Annotated in this window: 22 protein-coding genes; 8 read left to right on the top strand and 14 right to left on the bottom strand. The window is 55.4% G+C overall.

All coding sequences use genetic code 11. The features are described 5' to 3' along the window. The first annotated feature begins 11 nt into the window (after positions 1 to 11). Complete coding sequence (locus tag K5E80_RS16320; RefSeq protein WP_220637151.1) at positions 12 to 1,007, top strand: 2Fe-2S iron-sulfur cluster-binding protein; 996 nt, start codon at positions 12 to 14, stop codon at positions 1,005 to 1,007. A 328-nt stretch (positions 1,008 to 1,335) separates the two neighbouring features. On the opposite strand, the gene K5E80_RS16315 is transcribed toward K5E80_RS16320, so the two are convergent. The 14 genes from K5E80_RS16315 to K5E80_RS16250 form a co-directional block, all read right to left on the bottom strand. Further along, complete coding sequence (locus tag K5E80_RS16315) at positions 1,336 to 1,488, bottom strand: transposase (protein WP_220637150.1); 153 nt, start codon at positions 1,486 to 1,488, stop codon at positions 1,336 to 1,338. A 134-nt stretch (positions 1,489 to 1,622) separates the two neighbouring features. Next, positions 1,623 to 2,087, bottom strand: a complete 465-nt coding sequence (locus K5E80_RS16310; RefSeq protein WP_220637149.1) for a MaoC family dehydratase — start codon at positions 2,085 to 2,087, stop codon at positions 1,623 to 1,625. Positions 2,088 to 2,150: 63 nt separating this feature from the next. After that, the gene (locus tag K5E80_RS16305; protein ID WP_220637148.1) at positions 2,151 to 2,921 is read right to left on the bottom strand and encodes an enoyl-CoA hydratase/isomerase family protein; all 771 of its coding nucleotides are present in this window, start codon (positions 2,919 to 2,921) and stop codon (positions 2,151 to 2,153) included. Between the two features lie 48 nt (positions 2,922 to 2,969). Beyond that, on the bottom strand, positions 2,970 to 4,196 hold the full coding sequence (locus K5E80_RS16300) for an acyl-CoA dehydrogenase family protein (protein ID WP_220637147.1): 1,227 nt from the start codon (positions 4,194 to 4,196) through the stop codon (positions 2,970 to 2,972). A gap of 79 nt (positions 4,197 to 4,275) precedes the next feature. Beyond that, positions 4,276 to 5,505: a CaiB/BaiF CoA transferase family protein gene (locus K5E80_RS16295; RefSeq protein WP_220637146.1), complete on the bottom strand. Its 1,230-nt coding sequence runs from the start codon at positions 5,503 to 5,505 to the stop codon at positions 4,276 to 4,278. Further along, positions 5,495 to 6,724: a CaiB/BaiF CoA transferase family protein gene (locus K5E80_RS16290; RefSeq protein WP_220637145.1), complete on the bottom strand. Its 1,230-nt coding sequence runs from the start codon at positions 6,722 to 6,724 to the stop codon at positions 5,495 to 5,497. The genes K5E80_RS16295 and K5E80_RS16290 overlap by 11 nt, the downstream gene beginning before the upstream one ends. A 48-nt stretch (positions 6,725 to 6,772) precedes the next feature. After that, the gene (locus K5E80_RS16285) at positions 6,773 to 7,501 is read right to left on the bottom strand and encodes an SDR family NAD(P)-dependent oxidoreductase (RefSeq protein ID WP_220637144.1); all 729 of its coding nucleotides are present in this window, start codon (positions 7,499 to 7,501) and stop codon (positions 6,773 to 6,775) included. A gap of 33 nt (positions 7,502 to 7,534) precedes the next feature. Further along, positions 7,535 to 8,287, bottom strand: coding sequence for an SDR family NAD(P)-dependent oxidoreductase (locus K5E80_RS16280; protein ID WP_220637143.1), 753 nt, complete (start codon positions 8,285 to 8,287; stop codon positions 7,535 to 7,537). Between the two features lie 40 nt (positions 8,288 to 8,327). Next, positions 8,328 to 9,497, bottom strand: coding sequence for a benzoylsuccinyl-CoA thiolase subunit BbsB (bbsB, locus tag K5E80_RS16275; RefSeq protein ID WP_220637142.1), 1,170 nt, complete (start codon positions 9,495 to 9,497; stop codon positions 8,328 to 8,330). Positions 9,498 to 9,545: 48 nt separating this feature from the next. Next, the gene (bbsA, locus tag K5E80_RS16270; RefSeq protein WP_220637141.1) at positions 9,546 to 10,001 is read right to left on the bottom strand and encodes a benzoylsuccinyl-CoA thiolase subunit BbsA; all 456 of its coding nucleotides are present in this window, start codon (positions 9,999 to 10,001) and stop codon (positions 9,546 to 9,548) included. 349 nt (positions 10,002 to 10,350) lie between these two features. After that, positions 10,351 to 10,614, bottom strand: coding sequence for a hypothetical protein (locus K5E80_RS16265; RefSeq protein ID WP_220637140.1), 264 nt, complete (start codon positions 10,612 to 10,614; stop codon positions 10,351 to 10,353). A gap of 373 nt (positions 10,615 to 10,987) precedes the next feature. After that, on the bottom strand, positions 10,988 to 12,745 hold the full coding sequence (locus tag K5E80_RS16260) for an acyl-CoA carboxylase subunit beta (RefSeq protein WP_220637139.1): 1,758 nt from the start codon (positions 12,743 to 12,745) through the stop codon (positions 10,988 to 10,990). A gap of 27 nt (positions 12,746 to 12,772) precedes the next feature. Then, positions 12,773 to 14,857, bottom strand: a complete 2,085-nt coding sequence (gene oadA, locus K5E80_RS16255) for a sodium-extruding oxaloacetate decarboxylase subunit alpha (protein WP_220637138.1) — start codon at positions 14,855 to 14,857, stop codon at positions 12,773 to 12,775. Between the two features lie 27 nt (positions 14,858 to 14,884). Beyond that, positions 14,885 to 16,042 (bottom strand): acyl-CoA dehydrogenase family protein, encoded by a 1,158-nt coding sequence (locus K5E80_RS16250; RefSeq protein ID WP_220637137.1) that lies wholly within the window; start codon positions 16,040 to 16,042, stop codon positions 14,885 to 14,887. Positions 16,043 to 16,779: 737 nt separating this feature from the next. Here K5E80_RS16250 and K5E80_RS16245 point away from each other — a divergent pair. The 7 genes from K5E80_RS16245 to K5E80_RS16215 all read left to right on the top strand — a co-directional run bounded on the left by K5E80_RS16245 (position 16,780) and on the right by K5E80_RS16215 (position 23,139). Further along, the gene (locus K5E80_RS16245) at positions 16,780 to 17,691 is read left to right on the top strand and encodes an enoyl-CoA hydratase/isomerase family protein (protein WP_220637136.1); all 912 of its coding nucleotides are present in this window, start codon (positions 16,780 to 16,782) and stop codon (positions 17,689 to 17,691) included. Between the two features lie 20 nt (positions 17,692 to 17,711). Then, positions 17,712 to 18,779 (top strand): 6-hydroxycyclohex-1-ene-1-carbonyl-CoA dehydrogenase, encoded by a 1,068-nt coding sequence (gene had, locus K5E80_RS16240; RefSeq protein ID WP_220637135.1) that lies wholly within the window; start codon positions 17,712 to 17,714, stop codon positions 18,777 to 18,779. A 43-nt stretch (positions 18,780 to 18,822) separates the two neighbouring features. Next, entirely contained in the window at positions 18,823 to 19,953 is a 1,131-nt protein-coding gene (gene oah, locus K5E80_RS16235) for a 6-oxocyclohex-1-ene-1-carbonyl-CoA hydratase (protein WP_220637134.1), read from the top strand. Positions 19,954 to 20,215: 262 nt separating this feature from the next. Next, positions 20,216 to 20,959: a 3-oxoacyl-ACP reductase FabG gene (gene fabG / locus K5E80_RS16230; RefSeq protein WP_220637133.1), complete on the top strand. Its 744-nt coding sequence runs from the start codon at positions 20,216 to 20,218 to the stop codon at positions 20,957 to 20,959. Between the two features lie 46 nt (positions 20,960 to 21,005). Continuing rightward, the gene (locus K5E80_RS16225) at positions 21,006 to 22,205 is read left to right on the top strand and encodes a thiolase family protein (protein WP_220637132.1); all 1,200 of its coding nucleotides are present in this window, start codon (positions 21,006 to 21,008) and stop codon (positions 22,203 to 22,205) included. A gap of 135 nt (positions 22,206 to 22,340) precedes the next feature. Beyond that, a complete protein-coding gene (locus tag K5E80_RS16220; protein WP_220637131.1) occupies positions 22,341 to 22,520 on the top strand; it encodes an SDR family oxidoreductase in 180 nt (59 codons plus the stop codon). Between the two features lies 1 nt (position 22,521). Further along, entirely contained in the window at positions 22,522 to 23,139 is a 618-nt protein-coding gene (locus K5E80_RS16215; RefSeq protein ID WP_220637130.1) for a transferase hexapeptide repeat family protein, read from the top strand. Positions 23,140 to 23,501: the final 362 nt, after the last annotated feature.

Raw genomic sequence — 23,501 nt, 5'->3', positions numbered from 1 at the left:
ACTGGCCAACCATGAGTGTGACTCTTGAAGATGGTCGTTGCTTTGCCGCCGACGACGGCGATACCCTACTGGCGGGGGCACTTCGAGCGGGAATAGGATTTCCCCACGAATGTAGCGCCGGCAGCTGTGGTGCCTGCCGGTTCGATCTACTGGACGGGAACATCGTCGATCGGTGGCCAGAGGCGCCGGGGCTATCGGCACGAGACCGAGCGCGCGGTAAACGGCTCGCATGCCAGTCTGTTCTCAATGGGGATTGCAAGATCCGGGTGCGGACGTCATCGGAATATATACCGATACACACGCCGAAACGCCAGCAAATGGTGCTTGAAAGCGTAAATGCCCTCAATTTTGATACGCGTGAATTTAGCTTTCGTGGAACACAGCCAGCCGAGTTTTTGCCAGGTCAGTACGCATTACTGACGTTACCTGAGATCATCCGCCCGCGTCCATACTCCATGAGCAATCTGCCGAATGAGGAAGGCCTGTGGCAATTCATTATAAGGCGGGTACCCGACGGACTGGCAACGAATGCCCTGTTCGACATTCTGACACCTGGTGATGCGATCACGATTGATGGGCCATATGGGTCTGCATGGCTGCGTGAAGATAGCCCCAGAGAAATTGTCTGCATTGCTGGCGGCTCGGGTTTAGGTCCGATGCTATCCATCGCACGGGGCGCACTCCGTTCCACTAAACCCGTACCGATCCATTTCTATTACGGTGCCCGAACTGCTGAAGATATTTGCGGAAGAACCGAACTCGAAGAAATGTCCAGTGCAGATGGAACAACGATGAAGTATCGTGTCGCATTGTCCAACCCCACGGCCAAGTGGTCCGGCCAAACTGGCTTCATACACGAACTTGTTGAAAACGAGATCGGACCAAAATTGGCAAACTGCGAATTTTATTTTGCAGGCCCTCCAGCTATGGTTAACGCAGTACAAGAAATGCTGATGGTCAGGCATCAAGTCCCATTTACTCAATTGCACTATGACCGATTCTTTTGATCTGGTAGATTCAACCTGAAGTGCAACGGAGTTATGACGCAAGTGTAGCTGCATCATGAAGACCTCGTGAGGAGGCTTGAAGCCGAGGCATTTTCTGGGTCGGTAATTGACTGAGGCGACCCGCAGACATTCTCAACGCCTTGTGGATAGCTCGAGTAATCAGGCCAGTCCGGACATTATCGGTCAGGCGCATCTTGTCCGGCTTGCCGCCTCATTTCCATGCCCGGTAGCCAGTGACAGCGCTTCGCACATCAGCGGCAATCGATAGTAAGCGTTCAACTGATCCACATTGAGTGATGAGTGGCTAGTCGAATAGTGTCCACGGTTTTTATGGTCTGCTGATCATCTCACCAAGCCGCTTGCGCCAGGCGTAGATCGATGCCTTGCTGATTCCATGCCGTTTGGCGACATCAACTACCGAATCCCGATCTGCCTCGCGCAATATCCTGACGACCTGCTCTTCTTCATGCCAACTTCTCATCTGAGGAGCCATTATCTCTTGATCAGCTTGGTCCAAAAATATCCGGTCAGGTCACTCCTTCCAAGTATAAACAAGTCTATACCTCTCCTCTTGGAAGACAAATTTTCTGGGAATGCTCAGTTGAATTGCTGAGGTCATATATGTAAGTACTGAGAGAGCATTTCGGCGTAGCATGCGGGTTTTTCGCAATTCTCGATTTCAACAGTACCATTCCACGTTACATTTCCGCCGCCAATAAGTTTATGCACCGAGGAAAGTACCAAATGGGCACGAATTCGCTGGCCAGCTCTCACCGGGGCAGGAAACCGAACTCGGTTAAGTCCGTAGTTAATGCAGACACAATCATTATCTCTAGAGAGAATTTCCTTGGAAAAATTGGCGAGAAAACATAGTGACAAAAACCCCTGTGCAATAGTCTCTCCAAATGGAGAATTTTCTTTTGCCCGAGTTACGTCAGTATGTATCCAATGATTGTCTCCCGTGGTGACCCCGAATCGATCAATATCCTCTTGCGATATTTCTTTCCAGTCACTTACGGCGATCTCTTTTCCAATACTTGCATTAAGAGCGTCAATTTTTTCAAAATTGATAATTTTCATATATTCACATTGGCCTCATTGCTTTCTAGAGCCAATTTGATCAAGCCCTGCAAGCGTCGTCGATCAAACTCCGCGATAAACTGGACTGCGTTTTTCCGCGAAGGCCTTGAAGCCCTCTTTGCGATCCTCGGTATCGCGCAGAACCCCCCATAGCAAGTGGGAGAAGAGAATGCCATGTTCGCGTGGCATATCCTGACCGAGGATGGCCGCCTGCTTCGCCGCCTGAACACTGAGGGGCGCAGCACTGGCAATCTTCTCTGCATACTTGGTGGCAAGGTTCATCAGTTCTTCTGGTGCTACTACATCGCTGACCAAACCGTAGCGGAGTGCTTCTTCAGCGCTGATCATTTCACCTGTTAGCAGCATTTTCATGGCCACTGCCTGGGGAATAGACCTTGGCAACAGCTGCGTACCGTTCAGTCCGGCAAGGCTCGCCACCTTGACTTCAGTCAGGCCGAACTTGGCATTGGAACTGGAGATGCGAAGATCGCACGCGAGAGCAATTTCCAGTCCGCCGCCGACAGCGAATCCATTGATGGCGGCGATGATCGGCTTCCACATTTTCATCGCCGGCACGATCGGCATGCCGTCGCGCAGGTAAATGGCCGCCATACATTCGGTCGGCGGTGGTGAAGCCTTCATGTCGGTGCCGGTGCAGAAGGATTTCGGCCCGGAACCAGTCAGCACCGCGACCCGGATGTCCGGGTTGCTGGCGACTTCGTGCCAATGCCGATTCAGGTCGGCGATCGATTCGGGGTCGAGGGCGTTCATCGCCTCCGGACGGTTCAGCGTGATATAAGCGACATGATTCTTGACTTCAAAACCGACTGGCATATCCTTCTCCATCCTTGAATTGTTACTGTGATTCCGCAGTACCTGAGGCTATTCCTTGGCGGCAATATGCGGACTGTAGGTCTTCTGATCCTTGAGTAGCATTTTCGCAATGGAAATACGATGAATTTCCGATGGGCCTTCGATGATGCGCCATACCCTGGCCATGCGTGCCACGTATTCCAGCCCGGTTTCGCGTGCCATGCCCATGCCACCATAGAGCTGCATGGCGCGATCAACGATCTTTGTCAGCATTTCGGTGGCCGCAACCTTCAAGGCAGCGGCCTCGACGCGCATATCCTTGTAACCCTGATCCGACTTCCAGGCGGCGTAATAGAGCAGCATGCGTACCATTTCCAGTTCGATGGTCGAGTCGGCGATCCAGTTCTGAACCGTCTGCCGTTCCGCCAGTAATTCTCCGAAAGTCTTGCGCACGTTGGCCTGGTCGATCATCATCTGAATCACGCGCTCTGCCATTCCGGTGCAATGTGCCGCCAGTTCGATGCGCCGCACGCCGAAGCGGTTCTGTAGCGGGATAAAGGCATTGCCCACTTCGCCCAGCACCGCTTCGTCGCCCACCGTAAGATTGTCGAAATACACCGACCAGGTCGGCATCGCGCCGATGACCGGCGTCTCGCTGCCGATCTCGATGCCCGGCATGCCTTTTTCCACCAGGAACGCCGTAAACCTGCCTTTCGAAGTAGCGGCCTTGTCGGTAACTGCAATCACGATAAACAGCAGCTTGTCTCTGTCGCACTTGCTGATGAACAGTTTTGAACCGTTGATGACCCACCTGCCATCTTTGCGCACCGCCGTTGTCTTGAGGCCGCTTACATCGGATCCAGCATCCGGCTCGGTTGCTGCCATAGCCGAATCGATTTCACCGTTGCAGTAGGGCATCAGATATTTTTCCCGCTGTGCGTCGCTGCAGCACTCGTTCAAGTAGTACAAATTTGGCGCATCGGGCGGCAGAGTGAAGGCATGGTGTGAAAAACCCACCAGGGATTTGGACATTTCCTCGACCACCAGGGTCTTGGCGAACATCCCCAAGCCCTGCCCGCCAAATTTTTCTTCGACTTCGATGCCCCAGAAGCCCATATCCTTGGAAATCTTCAGCAGTTTGGCCAGACTGTCGTCGGGCAACAAGCTGTAATGGTCCGTCCACATCCGCATTTCGCGCTCGAGCAAAACCTTTTCCAGAGGCATCAGTTCATTGGTTGTGAACTTCTGCGCCAGTTCCTTCAACATCATTTGTTCTTGGGATATCGAAAAGTCCATGTAATTCACCAAAGATTGTCATGCAAAATGATTTGCCAAGCGTTGCAGCGTCAATTTTTCCTGTTTCAGACGAAACGGCTTAAACCAGGACTTCGTCGCTCGTCATTTTCTGAATTTCCTGCTCTGAGTAGCCCAGCATCCCATTCAGCACTTCCTTGGTATGCTGGCCGATCGACGGTGCCGCGGTTTCCATAATTGCCGGCGTACGCGAGAACTTGACCGGTACGCGATTGTACAAACTGACGCCAACCACTGGATGGTCGAGATAGGCCCAGAATCCGCGCTGTCGCAGATGCTGGTCCTCGATCGCCTCTCGGGCATCCTTGACCATTCCCGCCTTGACGCCATTGCGTAGCAACTCGTCCATCAGCCAGTCGGAATACTGTCCCGCCGTCCAGGCTTCAATACGCGCATCCAGTTCCTCCTGGTGGCGCAGCCTGGCTTCCAGAGTAGAAAACTTTTCGTCCTGCGCCCAGACCGGATCACCCATGACCTTTTTCAGAGCGCGCCATTCGTCTTCGGTGAAAACCGCTATGGCAATCCATTTCCGATAACCCAGCGTCGTATACACGCCATGCGGCGCCGCCTGCGGGTCACCGCAGCCCATCGGTGGCAGCACCTCGCCGTTGGCCGCATAAGCCATGGCATCGGTGGGCACCATGCTGATGGCGGCCTCAAGTTGGGATACGGTTACTGTCTGTCCCCGTCCAGTCGTCTCTCTTTCAAGCAATGCGGCCATGATCCCGAACAGGGTATGGGTCGGCACCATGACATGATCGGTGTAATTAGTCCCGGTACCGAACGGCGGCTTGCCCGGGAAAGCGGCTCTCGCCGTAAGCCCGCACAGCGCGTTGAGGTTTACGCCATAACCCATGTACTTACTGTGCGGTCCGGTAATACCCTGCAGGCTCATCGTGACATAAATGATTCTGGGATTTATTTTCTGGATATCCTCCCAGCCCAGATGCCACTTTTCCATCTGGCCGACGCGGAAGTTATTGATGATGATGTCACTCTTCTTGATCAGCCGCACCGCCACTTCGCGCGCATCCGGGTGGCCCATGTTGAGCGCGATATCTTTCTTGTTGGCGTTGCGGTTGGCAAAATAACCGCTACGATCCATACCCGTGCTGTCGCCATCCTTGAAAGGTTCTCCCTTTCTCAGAATGTCGGGACGCTTGATGCTTTCAATCTTGATGACTTCAGCGCCGCATTGGGCAAGCACTCCGGTTGCGATCGGTCCGGCGCCGACCCAAGAGAAATCGCACACAACGATGCCTTGCAAGGCCCGTTCAAAGCTATTCTGCATAAACTGCTCCTGCTTTCACCAAGGCGCTGATATCTTCGTTTGAATAGCCATGCTCGCGCAGAATCTCGCCAGTATGTTCCCCCAGTCTTGGCGCATTCCTTCCCAACCGCCATTTGATCTCTCCGAATTCATACGGAGCTCCGGGATAGACGACATCGCCGTCGAGAGTATCGTTGTGCACTCGCTGCCAAAAGCCACGATAGTCCAGTTGCGGGTTTTCGAGCAGATCCTTGCCGTTGCTGACCGGAGTGATGGCGACACTGAACCTTTGTCCGGTTTCGTATAAATAGCGCTTGTCATGCTTGAGCGTGTATTTCTCGAAGATTCTGCAAAACGTATTGTAGCCCTCTGCCGACTCGCGATAAGCGGATTCAATCCACTTGTCATCATCGAAAACCGACCATTCCTCGACACCTTCCTGCTTCATCCATTCGACGAACGGGTCCCACATCACCTTGTTCTTGCCCATGATTGCCACAATCGCAACGTAACCGTCGGCGCAGGGATGCAGAGTCGCACTGCCCGCCTCACGCCCGCGCCCACGCCGGATTTTTCCTTCCAGATCCCAGAACTGGGCGGCATTTTCCAGTGCGCCCGCGCCGGCCTCGATGCAGGCGACATCGACGAACTGTCCCTTGCCTGTCCTCTTGGCATTGAACAAAGCGATCGCGCTACCCACAGCTGCATAGGCCTCGGCCATCCGATAAGCCTGGTTGTCGGGAGAGCGAACCGGCTTCTCATGCCCCACCCCAGCCAGATACAGGAAACCGCTCATTGCGGAACAAATCAGATCCGAACCGGCTTGCTGCGATAAAGGCCCGCTATGGCCAAACGGGGTGATCGAAGTCTGAACCAGCTTGGGATTATTAGCACTCAGCTCTTCATAGGAGAGGCCTTGTTGCTGGAGATAACCCGGAACAAAACTTTCGATCAACAGGTCGGCATCAGTGCAAAGTTGCCGAAATATTTTCTTGCCGGCAGCATGCTTCAAATCAAGCGCAAGACCGCGCTTGCCGCTGTTGAAGTAGCAAAATGGCAGGCTTGATTCCTGGCTTTTGGCATTCTTGTAAAAGGGTCCCGATTGCCTGAGCGGATCCCCGCCAAGAGGTTCGAGATGAATAACCTCGGCACCAATGCCGGCAAACATTTTTGCCGTATAGGGTCCTAGCTCCCCCGTGAAGTCTAATATTTTAAGCTTTGAGAAATAGCTCTGTTCCATAATAACTATTCAATACGGGTATATTTATTCATTATCGCCAGCCTGTTATTAGCCAGCAAACAGGCTTCTACCTCCACAGACATAGAGCACTTGGCCATTGATGAAGCTGGCATCATCGTCGACAAGAAAAAGTACCGCGTCCGCAATATTATCGGCGTTTCCCAGTCTTCCTGTCGGTTGTTTCGTGAGTAGGAAATTGCGGTCTTTCTCCGGCAGAGCATCCCACATTGGTGTATGAATCAGTCCGGGCGCAATGCAGTTGGTGGTAACGCCGCTCTTCCCCAATTCCAGCGCCAAGGCGCGTGTCATTCCCACTACCCCAGCTTTCGCTGAGGAATATGGAATCTGGCCAGGACCACCGAGCCATGCTCGCGAGGCGATGTTGATGACGCGACCGTGTTTATTTTCAACCATGTTGGCATGAACAGCCTGAGTACACAAAAATGTGCCTTTAAGATTGACATCAATCGTAATATCCCAGTCAGACTCAGTGAGTTTTCTGAGAGCACCGGCTTTTTCCAGCCCTGCATTGTTGACCAGAATGTCGATCCGGCCGAACTCCGCTATCGCCTGCTGCACCATGTTCTTGACCGCTTCGGCGTTGCTGATATCCGCAACGATCCCTTTTACGCGCAGGCCTTGTTGCTTAAATTCATCAACCGTGTTTTGTACCTTGACTGGATCTATATCATTGATGACGACTGCGGCTCCGTTTTCGGCCAAGCGTTGCGCGGTTTGTTTTCCCATGCCGCTTGCGGAACCGGTGATCAAAGCCACTCTATTTGCTATTCCCATGTGTAAGCCTCTAGCTCAAACGGACATCGAAAAATAATCGCTCTTCCCACCGCACACGAAGAAGGTCTGCCCAGTGATGTAGTCCGACGTATCCGAGGCGAAGAAACCTACTGCATAGGAAACATCGGCGGGGGTACCCATCCTCTTGACCGGAATGCCGCCAGATATCTTCGTCTGCTGCTCTTCCGACAGGTTTGCCGTGGCGATATCGCCTTTGACGACGCAGTTGACGGTGACATTGCTGCGTGCCACTTCTAATGCAATTGACCGAGTCAGCCCGAACAGCGCCGACTTGGCAGCCGCCGTATCGGCGTTCTTGGGTATACCGAGGTAGTTCAGGCTGCTGATGTTGATGACTCTGCCGCCATTGTTCTTCTGCATGACGGGTACGATTCCGCGCAGAAAATGGAACTGCGTACCGAGCGAGCTGTTGAGCGTCGCGGCGAAGTCTTGTGCAGACAGATCGCTCAGCGCCTTGCTCTCCGATTCGGGGCCGTTGTTCACCAAAATATCTATCCTGCCGTGACGGGCAAGTATCTCCGCTATGCATTTGTCTATTGCTGCGGAATTGGACATATCCACTCTGAAGGTCGTCGCCACGCCACCGGCGGCGGCAATTTTTGCGCTGAGCGCTTCCAACGGCTGCGATTCCTTGTCGCATAGCACCACGCTCGCGCCGGCGCCGGCCAATTGCTGCGCAATCGCCGCGCCGACCTCGTCACTGGCGCCGACAATCAGCGCCACCCTACCCTTAACCTTTGCCTGCATCTTCCTTACCTCACGCCAAGTTTTGATTGCCAGAAGCACATTACCAATCGCTGATCAGCATATGCATAGTGCATGCTGCATGCTCGGTTCCGGAAAGACCGCCGCCGGTCACATGCGTCATGGCGATGCGCGGCACGGGGTCGACCTGAAATCCGTGACATTCACTGCGCATCTGCTTGACACAGGCGGCAATCTGCGCTGCCCCCGAAGCGCCGATCGGATGACCGTAGGAGAGCATACCACCGCGTGGGCTGACGACACATTTGCCGCCGTGGGTGGAATTGCCATCGCGCAGATATTTCAAGCCCTCACCTTTCTTGCACAAACCCATGCATTCGTAATAGAGTAGTTCGGCAATGGTGAAGGCATCATGCAATTCGACGATATTCACTTCCTCCGGGCCGATGCCGGACTCCTCGTACAACTGCTCGGCGCAGGCTTCGGTGATGTCGTCGGCAGTGATATCCCGCGGACGATTGTGATAGGGGCCAGACTGGACAACGGCGCCCGCCACCCGGATCGGCTTGTGTACACCCAATTTCTGAATCATTTCCTTGGAGCAGACCACCACCGCGCCGGCGCCGTCGGCAATGCCGCAGCATTGTTGCAGCGTCAGCGGATAGGCAACCATGCGGGAATTGACAACCTCCTCGATGGTGATTGCACCCTTGAACCAGGCATTGGGATTGTTGGTCGCATGGCGCCGGTTCTTGACCGTAATCATGGCCAAGTCCTCGACGGTCGCGCCCGTCTCGTACATGTAGCGATTAGCGCGCATTGCATATTTGCCGGTCATCACAGCGCCATGCACGGTTTCAATGTCCGACATGCTGGGAGAAAACGCCGTTCCCGCCTGCATGTGCAGGCTGTGGTTCTCGGCGCCGACACCGATAGATATATCCGTCATACCAGTGGCAACATCCTTGATCGCCGAATACACGGCCATGCCACCCGCGGAACAAGCGCTTTCCACGTTGATGATGGGCAGCCGCCCACACATTCCCAAATCTTTGAAAACCGTTTGTCCGGTCACAATGCCATTCATGCCATTGCCGACATAGGCGCTTTGCACAATATCTGGACGATTGATATTTGAATTCTTCATGGCTTCAAACGCCGCCATTCGACCAAGCACGTCGTAGTCGATCTGGTGTTTGCCGAATTTCGTTTCGCCGACACCGGCAATATACACATCACGCATTAGCTTCATTTTTTGCGCACCTAAAGAAGAAAGGAAAGTCCGAAATTAACAATTAATTTAATTGGCAGCTTTCCGAAACATATAGCTTATGATCGGTAGGCCATCCCGATTCATCCTGATCGGCCCGACGGTCAGTTCAACCTGATCGTCGCATTTGTAGGTTCCGGGCTCTCCCTGCAATTGCGCCAGGATCCGCAGGTTCTCCGGAAGATCGATGTAACCAAATATATAAGGCGTCTTCATCCCAGCCTGTCCGATAAAGATATCGGAAACGCTGTAGAGCACACCCTTGCGACTCAAGGGAACGACCTCAAACTCCTCGCCCCAACAATTCAGGCAGATGGTCGGTTTCGGGAAATCCAAGTTTCCGCAGCTCTTGCAGCGATAGCCTGTCAAATAGGGTGGATCCCCATTTTCCGGAACCTGCAACAGGTCTGGATGGAAAAATGTGATATCCGGCTTCTTTTCCGCCGGCTTTTTTTCCGGCTTTTTTGATTCCTTGTTCTCAGACATAAAAACGCCCTCGCAATTAGCACTCAGTTGTAATCTGGGATTCTGGATTTATAAGGCAGTTAACATCTAACTGCTGTCTAATTTTGACAGGAAGATAATCCAATCCCAAAATGCCGACAATCGGTAATATTGCCTATATCCTAGTGAATATACCTAACCAAACACAAGCTTGGTATTTTTCCACCGGCCGCCACTTTTGTTTTCGAATAAAGCCGCAGGTTAAAGTTGATCAAAACAGAGCGCCGGCGACTGCTGGTTTCCTTAATGGCGGCTGACCTCTTCTCAGTAGTCTGTCAGACCAAACCAATTTTGCATGTCGGCATTTAATTCCTCCTTTTGCTTGGCGTAATTACTGAACATTAAGAATGGCGCCGTACCCGGCATCGCTGTTTGCGATGCCGACAATGGTGACGCTGTGCTTCTGTCTCCTTATCAACTTCCATGCCACCGAGTCAATCAACTTGTTTTTTAACGGAAGTTTTTCTTTCTCCATTTTTCTTCGAGCCCAAGGCACTATCTCAATGTCGAATTTGATGAAGCCTGAATTGGCCGAATTGCTGAATTGAGCACAATGCGGCGCACCATCAAATCCTTGATTGGCATTGTGTTTCATACAGTATAAATATAATAACTCGACTCCAGCGGGACGCTCACTTGAATACGTCAGCCTCGCGGTCGCCGGCACTTATGAAGAAGGTCGCGTTTCCGGAGATGCTTCCCGCGCGACAGCCAGCGCCTCGACATTGTCCAGCGATTGAGGCTTACCTTGTTTTCGAGTAGGCGTCTATTGTGCGACGATAACATGCCGAACTTCTCATCATCGCACACCCAATTGCATTGCGTGAGCAGCTCCAACCGCAAACGCTCAGGCGTAACCGCCAGTGTTATAGACAAATGATGCCCCGTCTCACATCCACAGCCTGCCGAGTCACTGCGTTGCAGGATGACGCTCTCAATTGAGGCAAGTCGTATCTTGCCTCTATGAGTTATCCCTTGATAATGCGCGGCAGCAGCATCTGGTGCACCGGTGTGATTGACTTCGGATTCTGGTAGTTGGCGCCGGTAAAGGCCTGGATGTATTTGCGCAGATCGGTCAGGGACACGATTTCATCCACGAAGCCTTTCTTGGCACAATAGGCTGGGCGCGACTTGTCCTGGTAGTCCTGGATCATCTGGTTCATCTTGTCGAGTGTCGGGCCGATGTCACGGCCGCCTTCTTCTTCCTTGACCAAGCGACGAGCGTAGGAGGCCGCCGCCGCGGTTTCGCCGTGCATGACATAGATCTCGGTCAACGGAGTGCCCAGCGTGAAGGCGTTATTGTTGTTGGCCTGCGGGCCGCACATGATGTAGTGGGCGGCAGCCGTACCCTTGCGCAGCACCACGCACATCATGGATAGATCGGTCTGCTCGATGGAGTACACCAGAGACTGACCCAAGGCCAGCAGTTCGGCTTCCTCGGCCAGATCGCCAACGTCGATGCCGGTGGTGTCCTGCAACCAAACGATGGGCAGGTTGTCGCGGCCACACAGGGTAACGAACTCGCCCTGCTTGATCAGACCCTCGCGGTAATGCTTACCGCCGACGCCAGGGTAAGCGCCTTTGGCGTACTCGGGATAATCGGGGAAGACGCCCTGCCGGTTGCCGATGAAGGCGACGGGGAAGCCGTCGATCTTGGCGATGCCGGCGAACACCTCGCGCCCGTAATCGGGACGGTACTCCATGAACTCGCTGTTGTCGGTCAAGCGCGCCAGGATCTGGATCGCATCGTAGGTACGCTTCTGGTTCGCCGGCAGGATCGCGTCGAGATCGGAGGCGGGAAACTTGGGCTCGGCTGGTGCCGCCACGCGGAACATGGCCGGATCGAAGGCCGGCATCATGCGCATGTAGTCCTTGATGCCGTTCAGCACGCCTTTCTCGCTCTCATATACTTCGCGGAAATAGGCAGTCTGGTCGAAGTGAGTCTCGACGCGGCCCGGATCCTTGGCCTTGAAGCCCTTGGTCGCGTCGATCAGGGCGCGCGCGGCTTCGGCATCGATGTGGCCCTTGGGATTCATGCCGCCGACGATGCCGGCGCCACCGACAGCGATGTTGGCCCCCTCGTGCGCAATCAGAATGGTCGGGCTGATACCCTGATAGCCGCCGCCGGCCGGGTTGGTACCGTAGATGCCGTTGAGTATCGGTATGCCCAGATGATTGAGATCGGCGTGGCGGAAAAAGGGCGCGCCGCTCGAACGGCGGCCAGCGTAGACCGTCTCCTGTTCCATCAGCTTGACGCCGCTGCAGTTGGTGAGCCAGACCAGCGGCACGTGAAGGCGTTTGGCCATGTCGGTGACCATCAGGATGTTCTCGGCCTGACCGGCGATCCAGGCACCGGCCATTACCTTGTTGTCGAAGCCGATGATGACCGCCCACTTGCCCTCGATCTTGCCAATGCCGTTGACGACGCCGGTACAACCTTCTTCGTTGTTCTGGGGGTTATAGAGGCTATGCAGGGGATGCCAGGTGCCCTCGTCGACGAGGTAGTCGAGCCGGTCGTAGATGGTCATGCCGCCACGTTCGTGGATCTTCGCCGCAGGGATGCCGGCCTTCTTCACCCGGTCGTTCTCCTTGGCCAGAATCTCCTCCTGCTCGCGGACGAGTTCGACGTTCTCCTTGGCGCGCTTAATCTCTGACTCGGACAGCGGCTTGCCGATGTCGGCCATCTTCTCGAAGTAGGGGCGCAGGGGAGTCTGTTTACGTGGCATGGTTCTTCCTCTATTTCAACGTCAATATCAAACCAGGGTCAGAAGGATCTGCCCGATGTCGACCTTGTTGCCCTCTTGTACCAGCAACTGGCCGACGGTTCCGTCGCGCTCGGCGATGATCTCGTTTTCCATCTTCATGGCTTCAAGGATCAGCAGCAGATCTCCCTCTTGCACAACCTGCCCTTCCTTCACCTCGATCTTCCAGACGTTGCCGGCGAGCGGCGCAGGCACTCCGCCCTTGGTGCTCGCGGCAGTAGCGGTGGACTGGACAGAAGTCGCTGCGGTGGCAGCGGGCGCGGTGGCGGCACCGACAAACGAGAGCAGGGGCTGGCCCTTGAGCACAGCGTCGCCCTTCTTCGCCAACACCTCGGCGATCTTGCCCGGGCGGTCGGCGAGCACTTCGTATTCCATTTTCATCGCTTCCAGCACGAACAGCAGATCGCCTTCTTCGACGCTCTGGCCGGACTCGACCTCGACCTTCCAGATGTTGCCGGCGAGCGGCGAGCCCATCGTCGCCGCGGCGGCGGGAGCAGCGGCGGCCGGTGCAGTGGCGGCGCCCGACATCGCGGCAGCCGCTGCGGCGGCGCCGGCAGCGCCTGTGGCCGAGACCTGGACCTGGAAGCTCTGGCCACGGCCGGTAACAGTGAATACTTCGCCGCCGGCCATTGCCGGAGTCGCCGCCTTGGGTACAGCGTCTTGCTCGCTGGGCACAGGCTCGAAGGCGGCGGGATTGTCGCGGTTCTCGAAGAACTTGAGACCCACCTGCTGGAACAGCGCGTAGGTCAGCACGTCCTCGACCTCGTGCAAACCGGTCCTGATGCCCTTCTTGGCAACGATGTCACGCAGTTCGGCAGTAAGTTTGTCCATCTCTGGCTTGAGCAAGTCAGCCGGGCGGCAGGTGATGGCCTTGCCGCCAGCCAGCACTTTTTCCTGCAACGCCTTGTTCACCGGCGCCGAGGTCGCACCGTACTCGCCTTTGAGAACGGCGGAGGTTTCCTTGGTCATCGACTTGTAGCGCTCGCCGGTCAGGACATTGATCACCGCCTGGCTGCCAACAATCTGCGAGGTCGGCGTGACCAGGGGGATGAAGCCAAGATCCTCGCGTACTTTGGGGATTTCGGCGAGAACCTCGGCCATCCTGTGGCCAGCGTTCTGCTCCTTCAGCTGGCTCTCCATATTGGTGAGCATGCCGCCGGGCACCTGGGCGATGATGATGCGGGCGTCGACGCCCTTCAGCGAACCTTCGAACTTCGCGTATTTCTTGCGTACCTCGCGGAAATAGTCGGCGATCTCTGCCAGCAGGAGCATGTTCAGACCGGTGTCGCGCTCGGTGCCAGCCAGTATCGCCACCAGGCTCTCGGTAGGCGAGTGGCCGTAGGTCATGCTCATCGATGAGATGGCGGTGTCGACGTTGTCCACCCCGGCTTCGACCGCCTTGAGGTAGGCGGCGGTAGACATGCCGGTGGTGGCATGGCACTGCATGTGGATGGGAATCTTGAGCGCTGCCTTGAGCCGGCTTACCAACTCAAAGGCCACATAGGGCGTGAGCAGGCCGGCCATGTCCTTGATGCAGATCGAGTGCGAACCCATATCCTCGATGCGTTTGCCCAGATCCACCCACTTGTCTATGGTATCGACCGGGCTCACCGTGTAGGACAGCGTTCCCTGCGCGTGCTTGCCCTGTTTGATGACTGCGCGGATGGCCGTTTCCAGGTTGCGTGGATCGTTCATGGCATCGAACACGCGGAACACGTCAATACCATTGACTGCGCAGCGCTCGACGAATTTTTCCACCACGTCGTCGGCGTAGTGCCGATAGCCGAGGATGTTCTGGCCGCGGAAGAGCATCTGCTGCCGCGTCTTGGGCATAGCCTTCTTCATCGCTCGCAGGCGTTCCCAGGGATCCTCGCCGAGGTAGCGGATACAGGCGTCGAAGGTGGCGCCGCCCCAGGACTCAATCGACCAGAAACCAACCTGGTCGAGCTTGTCGGCGATCGGCAGCATGTCATCCAGGCGCATGCGCGTTGCCAACAGCGACTGATGCGCGTCGCGCAGGACGACTTCAGTGATGCCCAGAGGAGGCTTCTTTGTCTTAGCTTTTTCTTTGCTCATTTCTCACCCACGCGTCTATGGCAGGAATCAACGATTGACAGCGTCACCCAAGGAAATGCCTGCGATGATGGTCTTCTGGATGTTGCTGGTGCCTTCCACCACGCGCAGCGACTGCGCGTCGCGCAGGAAGCGTTCGGCCGGATACTCGGTGGAGAAGCCGTAACTGCCGAAGATTTTCATGGTGTCCAAGGCGCAATGAACGGCAGATTCCGAGGCGAATAGCTTCGCCATGGAAGTCTCGTGCTGGTTGGGCAGGCCCTGGTCCTTGAGCCAGGCGGCCCGATATACCAGCAGCTTGGCGGCCTCATGCTCGGCGACCATATCAGCGATTTGTGCCTGAATCATCTGGTAGGAGCCGATTTTTTTTCCAAACTGTGTCCGTTCGTTGGCATAACCGATGGCGGCCTCGATAGCACCGCCGGCGATGCCGATGGCGCCTGCGGCGCAACTGATACGAGTGTTATTTAGCTGCCACATGCAAATTTGGAAGCCTTGGCCCACTTCGCCGAGCACGGAGTCCTTGGGAATCTTGGCGGAGTTGAACGAGATCTCGCCGGTCGGGGCACAATGCAACCCCAGCTTGGTCTCGATCGGTGCAGTGATGATTCCCGGGTTGTTCTTCAGATTGATGATGAAGCAGGTCAGCCCCTTGTAACCAGCGGCCCTGTCCGTGACGGCGTAGAGCAGACCCCAGTCGCCAATGTGGGCGTTGGAGATCCACATCTTCTGGCCGTTGATTTCCCAATGGTCGCCGCGATCAGTAGCGTTGGTGCGCATGCTGACCACGTCGGAGCCGGAATTCGGTTCGGTGATGGCGAAAAATCCGAAGTGTTCGGCGCTGACCCATTTCGGGATGAAACGCTTCTTCTGCTCTGCGGTACCAAATTTGTTGACGGTGATGGACGGACCGATGTTCTGCATGTTGAAGGGCAGGCGCCAGGAAGCGCTGACCTTGGCAAACTGCTCGGCAAGGATGACCGACTCGAGAAAACCAAAGCCATTACCGCCATACTCTTCCGGCAAACCGCAGCCGAAGAAGCTTAATCCAGCCATCTTCTTCACCAGCTCGGGACGAAATCGGTGATTCGCCTCGTCATCCTTCATAGTGGGAAGAATTTCCTTCTGCGCGAAATCCTTCGCCATTTCCTGCATCATCCGTTGATCTTCCGTCAATCCGAAGTCCATCTTTAGCTCCTAGGCAATTTTGTTTTCGTTGTGGTAATCACGCAAGAATGCGTCTGGTTTGAGTATCCATGAAACTGTATAGCTGTGCCGGGCAAATCTATTATGCTTAGGGTGAAAGTCTGCATCCCCGTCTGTACCTGCTAAAGGACGGGAGCGGGGATAGTGGGTTTGGCTGATTTGCAAACAGTGTATTGCACCCTTTCGTAAATCGAAGGGTAATTCGACCGCACTGATGACGCAAACGATTAATAGGCACTCATGTGTGCGTTTCCTGCACAACAGAACGCGACACTGCCCTGCAAAAGCAATTTGCAGCCCAAGTGGCGATATTCTGCATGGGAGTATCTTTTATATATCTCTGGCAGCCCATTCCGGCACATTTCGATGCCAGTAGCACATCCAACCACGCAAGAATGCAACTATCCACTTTTCCACTAAACGCCCCTTGACGCTGTGGCTTTTCGTAACGTCAAGGCGCAACTTTTTTGCCCGCATTATTCGTTTTTTGTTGACATGGATCAAAACAATGGCGTTGATACCCCATTAATGTGTTTTATATTGCATGTTGGTAGTATGTAGCATATCCTATAAGATTTATTTAGCCAACAAAAAGATGATTTTCCCATGAATTGTTAAAGTTTAATCAGTTCAAGAACTGATGAGAAGCGCCGTGATTTACTTCACTTTTAGCTGGTGGATATAATCACACGACGCGCGAGCGTCAAAGCGAGCGTCAAATGATCCAGCCTTGTGTGCAACAGCACGGCAAGATGCCGAGCGGCGGTTCGAGCGAACTGGATGACCTCTTCGAATCCTCATGGCGCATATCGTCGATTGCTGAACCACAAGACATCACCCAGGTAGACAAAATGACAAACACGAATTATCAATTCATCAAATTCGAAAAGATGGGCGGGTTGGCAACGCTGACCATCAACCGGCCGCCTTTCAATGTGCTCGATATCCCGACCATGGAGGAAATCAACCTCGCATTGGATCTGTGCCTGGCGGCATCCGACGTCAAGCTGCTGGTCATAACTGGCGCCGGAGAAAAGGCCTTCTCGGCCGGTGTCGAAGTCGCCGACCACACTCCGGACAAGGTCGACAAGATGATCGAGGTCTTCCACGGCATCTTCCGCCGCTTGCAGAAACTGCCGATTCCCACGCTCGCCGCAGTGAATGGCGCGGCTCTCGGCGGCGGCATGGAAGTGGCGATCGCCTGCGACATGATTGTCGCCGCGGCCGGTGCCAAGTTCGGCCAGCCCGAAATCAAGCTGGCCGTTTTCCCGCCGATTGCTGCCGTGCTGCTGCCGCGCCTGGTACCGCCGGCGCGCGCCATGGAACTGCTGCTGGGAGGGGAGCACATCCTCGCCGACGAAGCCCTCAAGATCGGTCTCGTGAACCGCGTCTTTGCCAAGGAAACTTTCGCCGCCGACCTCGAGGCCTTTGTCGATCCTTACCTGACTCTGTCCCGTGCCGCGCTGGCAAGCGCCCTGAAGGCAATTCGCGCCGCTGCTGGCAAGGATTTCGGCACAGCGCTCGACGCGGCGGAAACGATCTATCTCAAAGAACTTATGGCCACCGAGGATGCAAAAGAGGGCCTCGCCGCCTTCCTCGAAAAACGCAAGCCGAATTGGCGCAACCGCTAACGATACCCAGGGAGAACACAGTGATTCCAGAATTCATCGATACTTGGCAGATGAAGGAGCCAGGCACGCTCACCAAGACGCGCGTGCCGATGCCGGCGCTCGCCGCCGGCGACGTTGTCGTCAAGATCGCCGGTTGCGGCGTTTGCCACACCGACCTGTCGTATTTCTATATGGGCGTGCCGACGGTGCAGAAGCCGCCGCTTTCCCTCGGTCACGAAATCAGCGGCACCGTGATCGGCGGTGAAGCGTCGATGATCGGCAAGGAAGTTATCGTCCCGGCCGTGATCCCTTGCGGCGAGTGCGAGTTGTGCAAAACCGGGCGCGGCAACCGCTGCCTTGCGCAGAAGATGCCCGGCAACTCGATGGGTATCTACGGCGGCTTTTCCAGCCATATCGTCTGCCAGGCGAAGTTCCTATGCGTCATCGACAATCGCGGAGCTACGCCACTCGAACACCTGTCGGTGGTCGCCGATGCGGTGACCACGCCGTATCAAGCGGCGCTACGCGGCGATCTCAAGCCGGGCGACAAGGTGATCGTCGTCGGCGCGGCCGGCGGCGTCGGCAGTTTCATGGTGCAGACGGCCAAGGGCATGGGTGCCAAAGCCGTCATCGGCATCGACATCAACGAGGAAAAGCTCCAGTCGATGACCGGCTTCGGCGCCGACTTCGTCATCAACCCGAAGGGCAAGAGCGTCAAGGAAATCAAGGAACTCATCAAGGCCTTTTGCAAGGAGAAGGGCCTCGCCGCCAATACCGGCTGGAAAATTTTCGAGGTCACCGGCAGCAAGCCAGGCCAGGAACTGGCACTGGGGCTGCTCTCCTTCACCGGAAAACTGATCGTCGTCGGCTACGGCACCGACGAGACCAGTTACATGCTGTCCAAGCTGATGGCCTTCGACGCCGAGATCATCGGCACCTGGGGCTGCCCGCCGGACAAGTATCCGGGTGTGCTGGAGATGTGCCTCGACGGCCGCATCCAGCTCGGCCCCTTCGTCGAGACACGGCCCATGAGCCAGATCGAACAAGTCTTCGACGAAGCTCATCATGGAAAATTGAAACGGCGCGTCATCCTGACACCCGACTTCTAATCAATTTATTTATTTCAATTTATTTATTTACGGAGAAATCATAATGGCACTCGAATGGCTGCGCAGGGACAACGAACTCAAGGATCACGCACTACTTGGCGAGGAACATTTCGGTACAACGGCACCTTCGGTCATCTACGAAAAGCGCCCGGTCATCGACCCGCAGGGCAACGCCGTGTCGGGACTATTCGCGGCCTGGATCATTCTCAACAATCCGAGCCAGTACAACTCCTACACTACCGAGATGGTGAAGGCGGTGATCGCAGGGTTCCAGCGCGCGTCCTCCGACCGCGAAGTGGTGACGGTGGTATTCACCGCAGTCGGCGACAAGGCCTTTTGCACCGGCGGCAATACCGCCGAATACTCAGCCTATTACTCGAAGCGGCCGAACGAATATGGCGAATACATGGACCTTTTCAACGCCATGGTGGATGGCATCCTCAACTGCAAGAAACCGGTAATCTGCCGGGTGAACGGTATGCGCGTGGCCGGCGGCCAGGAAATCGGCATGGCCACCGACCTGACGATCAGCTCCGATATGGCCATTTACGGCCAGGCCGGTCCCAAGCACGGCAGCGCACCGGACGGCGGTTCGACCGACTTCCTGCCCTGGTTCCTCAACATGGAGGACGCGATGTATAACTGCGTCTCCTGCGAGACTTGGAGCGCATATAAAATGAAGGCCAAGAACCTCCTCACCAAGGTCGTACCGGTGCTGAAGAAGGACGGCCAGTGGGTGCGTAACCCGCTGGTGCGCACCGACACCTACGTCGACGACGGTGAGATCGTCTACGGCGAACCGGTGGCCGCCGACCAGATCAAAGCAGCGAAGGAACTGATGGCCCAGTGCACTACCGACTTCACCAAGCTCGACGCGGCGGTGAATGAACTGGTGTGGAAGTTCACCAATCTCTTCCCGGGTTGCCTGATAAAGTCCATCGACGGCATCCGTGCCAAGAAGAAATTTTTCTGGGACCAGGCGAAGCTCGCCAACCGCCACTGGCTGGCCGCCAACATGAACCACGAGGCCTGGCTCGGCTTCAACGCCTTCGACGCCAAGAAGTCCACCGGCAAGGACGTCATCGACTTCATCAAGTACCGCCAGTTGGTGGCCGAAGGCGCCCTGTTCGACGAGAAATTTGCCGAACAGGTACTAGCCAAACCGAAGACATAATCATGATAAAGCAGCACAAGTTGCAGCCTGGGCGAGCCATGTCGCTGGCAGGCGGTTTGGCTCCCTATGAAGAGTCGTTGTGAAGCGAAACCTGAGGGTGGAAACACTGAGGGAAGAAATGGCATGAACGCCTTCCACCTCCGAGCGCTGAACACGGCTTCGACAGGAGCACATACTTCCAGATAAAAAGTTTATGCAGGTGAAATAAAAAGTTTTTTGACAGTATTTATCCAAACCCAATATGGGAATTAAAGGAAAAAACATGGAACTTGATGGGAAAAATGCAATTGTGACCGGGGCCAGCCTTGGAATCGGCAGTGCAGTTGCTCTCGATCTGGCAAAGAACGGCGCCAACGTCGCGATCAACTACCGCAAACACGACACTGAAGCAAATGCCATCTGCGCGGAGATCATAAAGATGGGGCGGCGGGCGATTGCGGTGCGTGCCGATGTGGCCAATTTCAAAGATGCGCAGGCCATGGTGGATCAAGTGGTCAAGGAATTTGGCAGTGTCGATATCCTGGTGAACAATGCCGGCGTGAACCGCGATGCGGTTATCTGGAAGATGACTGAAGAACAGTGGGACGAAGCGCTTGCGATCAATCTGAAGGGTTATTTCAACTATATTCGCGCGGTTGCGCCCCTGCTCAAAGAGCAGAACAGCGGCAAAATCGTCAATATCACTTCCATCAACGGCATGCGCGGCAAGTTCGGGCAATCGAACTACAGCGCGGCAAAGGCCGGCATTATCGGCCTGACTAAAACAGTGGCACGCGAACTGGCCAAGTCCAACGTGAATTGCAACGCCGTAGCCCCCGGCCTGATCGAGACGGAAATGATGAAAGCATTACCGGAGGAAGCAAAGCAAAAGGCGATGACGGAGATCCTCTTGGGTCGCATGGGTGCACCCGAAGAAGTCGCCGCGTTGGTCACTTTCCTGTGCACCGAAAAAGCGCGCCATATCACCGGCGAAGTGATCAAGGTCGACGGCGGCCAATATATCTAACATTGACATCTGCGTGGTTCAACCTGCGCAGTTTATGGAGAATCCTATGCGTGAAGCAGTGATTATTGATGCAGTCAGAACGCCTGTCGGAAAATTTGGCGGCGTGTTGAAAAGTGTTCGGCCTGACGATTTGGCTGCCCTGTGCATCGCCGAAATCGTCAAACGCAACAATCTCGACGCCAGCCTGATCGAGGATGTGCTGCTCGGCTGTACCAACCAGGCGGGGGAAGACAATCGCAACGTCGCACGCATGGCGGCTTTGCTTGCGGGTTTGCCCCACTCGGTCGCCGGTCAGACCATCAATCGCCTCTGCGCTTCTGGCCTGAACGCGGTAAATAGCGCCGCACAGGCGATCAAGGTTGGCGAAGGCGAGGTATTCATCGCTGGTGGCGTCGAGTCGATGACCCGGGCGCCCTTTGTCATGGCCAAGTCCGAGTCAGCGTTCTCCCGCGATGTCAAGGTCTTTGACACGGTGATCGGCTGGCGCTTTACCAATCCGAAAATGACCGAGCCATATGCCAAGGAAAGCATGGGCGATACCGCCGAGAACGTCGCGCGCAAGTATGGTCTAACGCGCCAGGAGCAGGACGAATTCGCCCTGGCATCGCAACACAAATGGGGCGCGGCGGATGCGGCCGGCAAATTCAAGGACGAACTTGTGCCGGTGGTGCTGCCACAGAAGAAAGGCGACCCGGTGATCATCAGCAAGGATGAGTTTCCGCGTCCCGATGCAACTCTCGAGCAGTTTGCCAAACTGGCGCCGGCTTTCAAGAAGGATGGAACTGTCACTGCCGGGAATTCCAGTGGCATCAACGATGGCGCAGCAGCCATACTGATGATGGAAGCCGCCACGGCAAAACGGCTGGGCTACAAACCAATGGTGCGGATAGTGTCGAGCGCGGTGGCTGGCTGCGATCCTTCCTACATGGGACTGGGCCCGATTCCCGCAGTTCAGAAAGCCTTGGCGCGTGCCGGTTTGAAGATCGGCGACATAGGTCTCATCGAGCTTAACGAAGCCTTCGCCGCGCAATCCATTCCCTGTATTCGCGAACTGGGCATGGACCCGGCGATCGTCAATGTCAATGGCGGCTCGATCGCCATGGGTCACCCGCTCGGCTCAACCGGTGCACGCATCATGGGCACGCTGGTACACGAAATGAAGCGGCGCGGGGTGCGTTACGGCCTTGTATCACTCTGCATCGGCGTCGGCCAGGGGATTGCGACCATCGTTGAACGGGTAGAGTAATGCCCGGATGGATTTGCATTACTGGCAGCAAGCCAGTTAGCAAACCCAATATGAAAGAACCCGGACAGACAGGACACCAGCCTGTCCGGATTTGTTGATTTTGTGGCTTGACCAGAGTTATATGCGGAGACGCCAATGACTGAAGTTATCCGCACCGACCAGCGCTCCAAGGACAAGCACCTGGAACGCATACCGGGCAGACGCTTGGCCGAAGCGGAAGACATCGCCCCGATGTTCGTCTTCTTCGCTTCCGCCGCCTTGGCCTATGTCACCGGCCAAGTCCTGGCCGCCGAAGGCGGCATGACGATTTATTGACATGGGCCAAATCTACTCCTTCGACGGAGTCATTCCGGTCATCGACCCGAGTGCCTTCGTTCATCCAAGCGCGGTTGTCATCGGTGACGTCATCATCGGCCCGGGTGTCTATGTGGCGCCCTGTGCATCGCTGCGCGGTGACTTGGGGCGGATCATCGTTGGCGCTGATAGCAATATCCAGGACACGGTGGTATTGCACGGCTTCCCGCGTATCGACACCGTGATCGGAAAAAACGGGCATATCGGACACGGGGCCATCATTCATGCCTGCACTTTGATGGACAATGTCCTGATAGGCATGAATGCCGTCGTGATGGATTTTGCCGTCATCGGTGAATCGTCGATCATCGCCGCTTCGTCCTTCGTTCCGGCGAAGAGTGAGATTCCGCCCCGGAGCCTGGCGGTTGGTGTGCCAGCCAAGGTCATCCGCATTTTGTCGAATGACGAACTGGCCTGGAAACTGGAGGCAACCGCCGTTTACCAGCAACTTTGCCTCGACTCTCGCCGCTCCGTGGTTCCGTGCATTCCACTTACTGAACCAGAAGCGGATCGTCGTCGTTGTACCGAACCCGATGTGGTTCCTTTATCAGAATTCAAACGCCGGATCGGGGCTGAGTAGTCAATCCATTGATAAATGGAAAGCTTGGTTCTGTTAAGTCGAGTCAATCAAAGACCTTCGATCACATCATCGGCATCACAATGGGAATGCTGGTGTACAGATCTTGGATTGCTCCGGCTGGTTTCGCGTGATAGCTTTCTCGCAATTAACCGGGCGCTTCATCAAGTCATGTCTGGCCGCACAAACAATCCAAGAGCTGTATTGCATGGGTATGACATATGTGCTCGCCAGGGCAACGACGCTCCCGGACGCACAAAATCAGTGGGACTGGCGCATTTATCACGCACTGTCATGTGCCTGATTGTTCGAGCGCGACCTCTGCATCAAGGATCCGATGGGCCTGGAACTCGATGCGCTAATTG

It is taken from the genome of Georgfuchsia toluolica (genome assembly GCF_907163265.1).
Taxonomy (GTDB): domain Bacteria; phylum Pseudomonadota; class Gammaproteobacteria; order Burkholderiales; family Rhodocyclaceae; genus Georgfuchsia; species Georgfuchsia toluolica.
The sequence above is the reverse complement of the archived record's forward strand: the minus strand, read 5'-3'. Positions and strand labels throughout refer to the sequence as shown.

Excerpts from the sequence above, each read along its gene's own strand:
- fabG (WP_220637133.1), top strand. The coding sequence starts at position 20,216 with ATGGAACTTGATGGGAAAAATGCAATTGTGACCGGGGCCAGCCTTGGA.
- K5E80_RS16305 (WP_220637148.1), bottom strand. The coding sequence starts at position 2,921 with ATGCCAGTCGGTTTTGAAGTCAAGAATCATGTCGCTTATATCACGCTG.
- oadA (WP_220637138.1), bottom strand. The coding sequence starts at position 14,857 with ATGAGCAAAGAAAAAGCTAAGACAAAGAAGCCTCCTCTGGGCATCACT.
- K5E80_RS16280 (WP_220637143.1), bottom strand. The coding sequence starts at position 8,287 with ATGCAGGCAAAGGTTAAGGGTAGGGTGGCGCTGATTGTCGGCGCCAGT.
- K5E80_RS16225 (WP_220637132.1), top strand. The coding sequence starts at position 21,006 with ATGCGTGAAGCAGTGATTATTGATGCAGTCAGAACGCCTGTCGGAAAA.
- K5E80_RS16260 (WP_220637139.1), bottom strand. The coding sequence starts at position 12,745 with ATGCCACGTAAACAGACTCCCCTGCGCCCCTACTTCGAGAAGATGGCC.
- K5E80_RS16320 (WP_220637151.1), top strand. The coding sequence starts at position 12 with ATGAGTGTGACTCTTGAAGATGGTCGTTGCTTTGCCGCCGACGACGGC.
- K5E80_RS16295 (WP_220637146.1), bottom strand. The coding sequence starts at position 5,505 with ATGCAGAATAGCTTTGAACGGGCCTTGCAAGGCATCGTTGTGTGCGAT.
- K5E80_RS16215 (WP_220637130.1), top strand. The coding sequence starts at position 22,522 with ATGGGCCAAATCTACTCCTTCGACGGAGTCATTCCGGTCATCGACCCG.
- K5E80_RS16250 (WP_220637137.1), bottom strand. The coding sequence starts at position 16,042 with ATGGACTTCGGATTGACGGAAGATCAACGGATGATGCAGGAAATGGCG.
- K5E80_RS16315 (WP_220637150.1), bottom strand. The coding sequence starts at position 1,488 with ATGAGAAGTTGGCATGAAGAAGAGCAGGTCGTCAGGATATTGCGCGAG.
- K5E80_RS16245 (WP_220637136.1), top strand. The coding sequence starts at position 16,780 with ATGATCCAGCCTTGTGTGCAACAGCACGGCAAGATGCCGAGCGGCGGT.
- K5E80_RS16290 (WP_220637145.1), bottom strand. The coding sequence starts at position 6,724 with ATGGAACAGAGCTATTTCTCAAAGCTTAAAATATTAGACTTCACGGGG.
- K5E80_RS16310 (WP_220637149.1), bottom strand. The coding sequence starts at position 2,087 with ATGAAAATTATCAATTTTGAAAAAATTGACGCTCTTAATGCAAGTATT.
- K5E80_RS16220 (WP_220637131.1), top strand. The coding sequence starts at position 22,341 with ATGACTGAAGTTATCCGCACCGACCAGCGCTCCAAGGACAAGCACCTG.
- K5E80_RS16300 (WP_220637147.1), bottom strand. The coding sequence starts at position 4,196 with ATGGACTTTTCGATATCCCAAGAACAAATGATGTTGAAGGAACTGGCG.
- bbsB (WP_220637142.1), bottom strand. The coding sequence starts at position 9,497 with ATGAAGCTAATGCGTGATGTGTATATTGCCGGTGTCGGCGAAACGAAA.
- bbsA (WP_220637141.1), bottom strand. The coding sequence starts at position 10,001 with ATGTCTGAGAACAAGGAATCAAAAAAGCCGGAAAAAAAGCCGGCGGAA.
- K5E80_RS16265 (WP_220637140.1), bottom strand. The coding sequence starts at position 10,614 with ATGAAACACAATGCCAATCAAGGATTTGATGGTGCGCCGCATTGTGCT.
- oah (WP_220637134.1), top strand. The coding sequence starts at position 18,823 with ATGGCACTCGAATGGCTGCGCAGGGACAACGAACTCAAGGATCACGCA.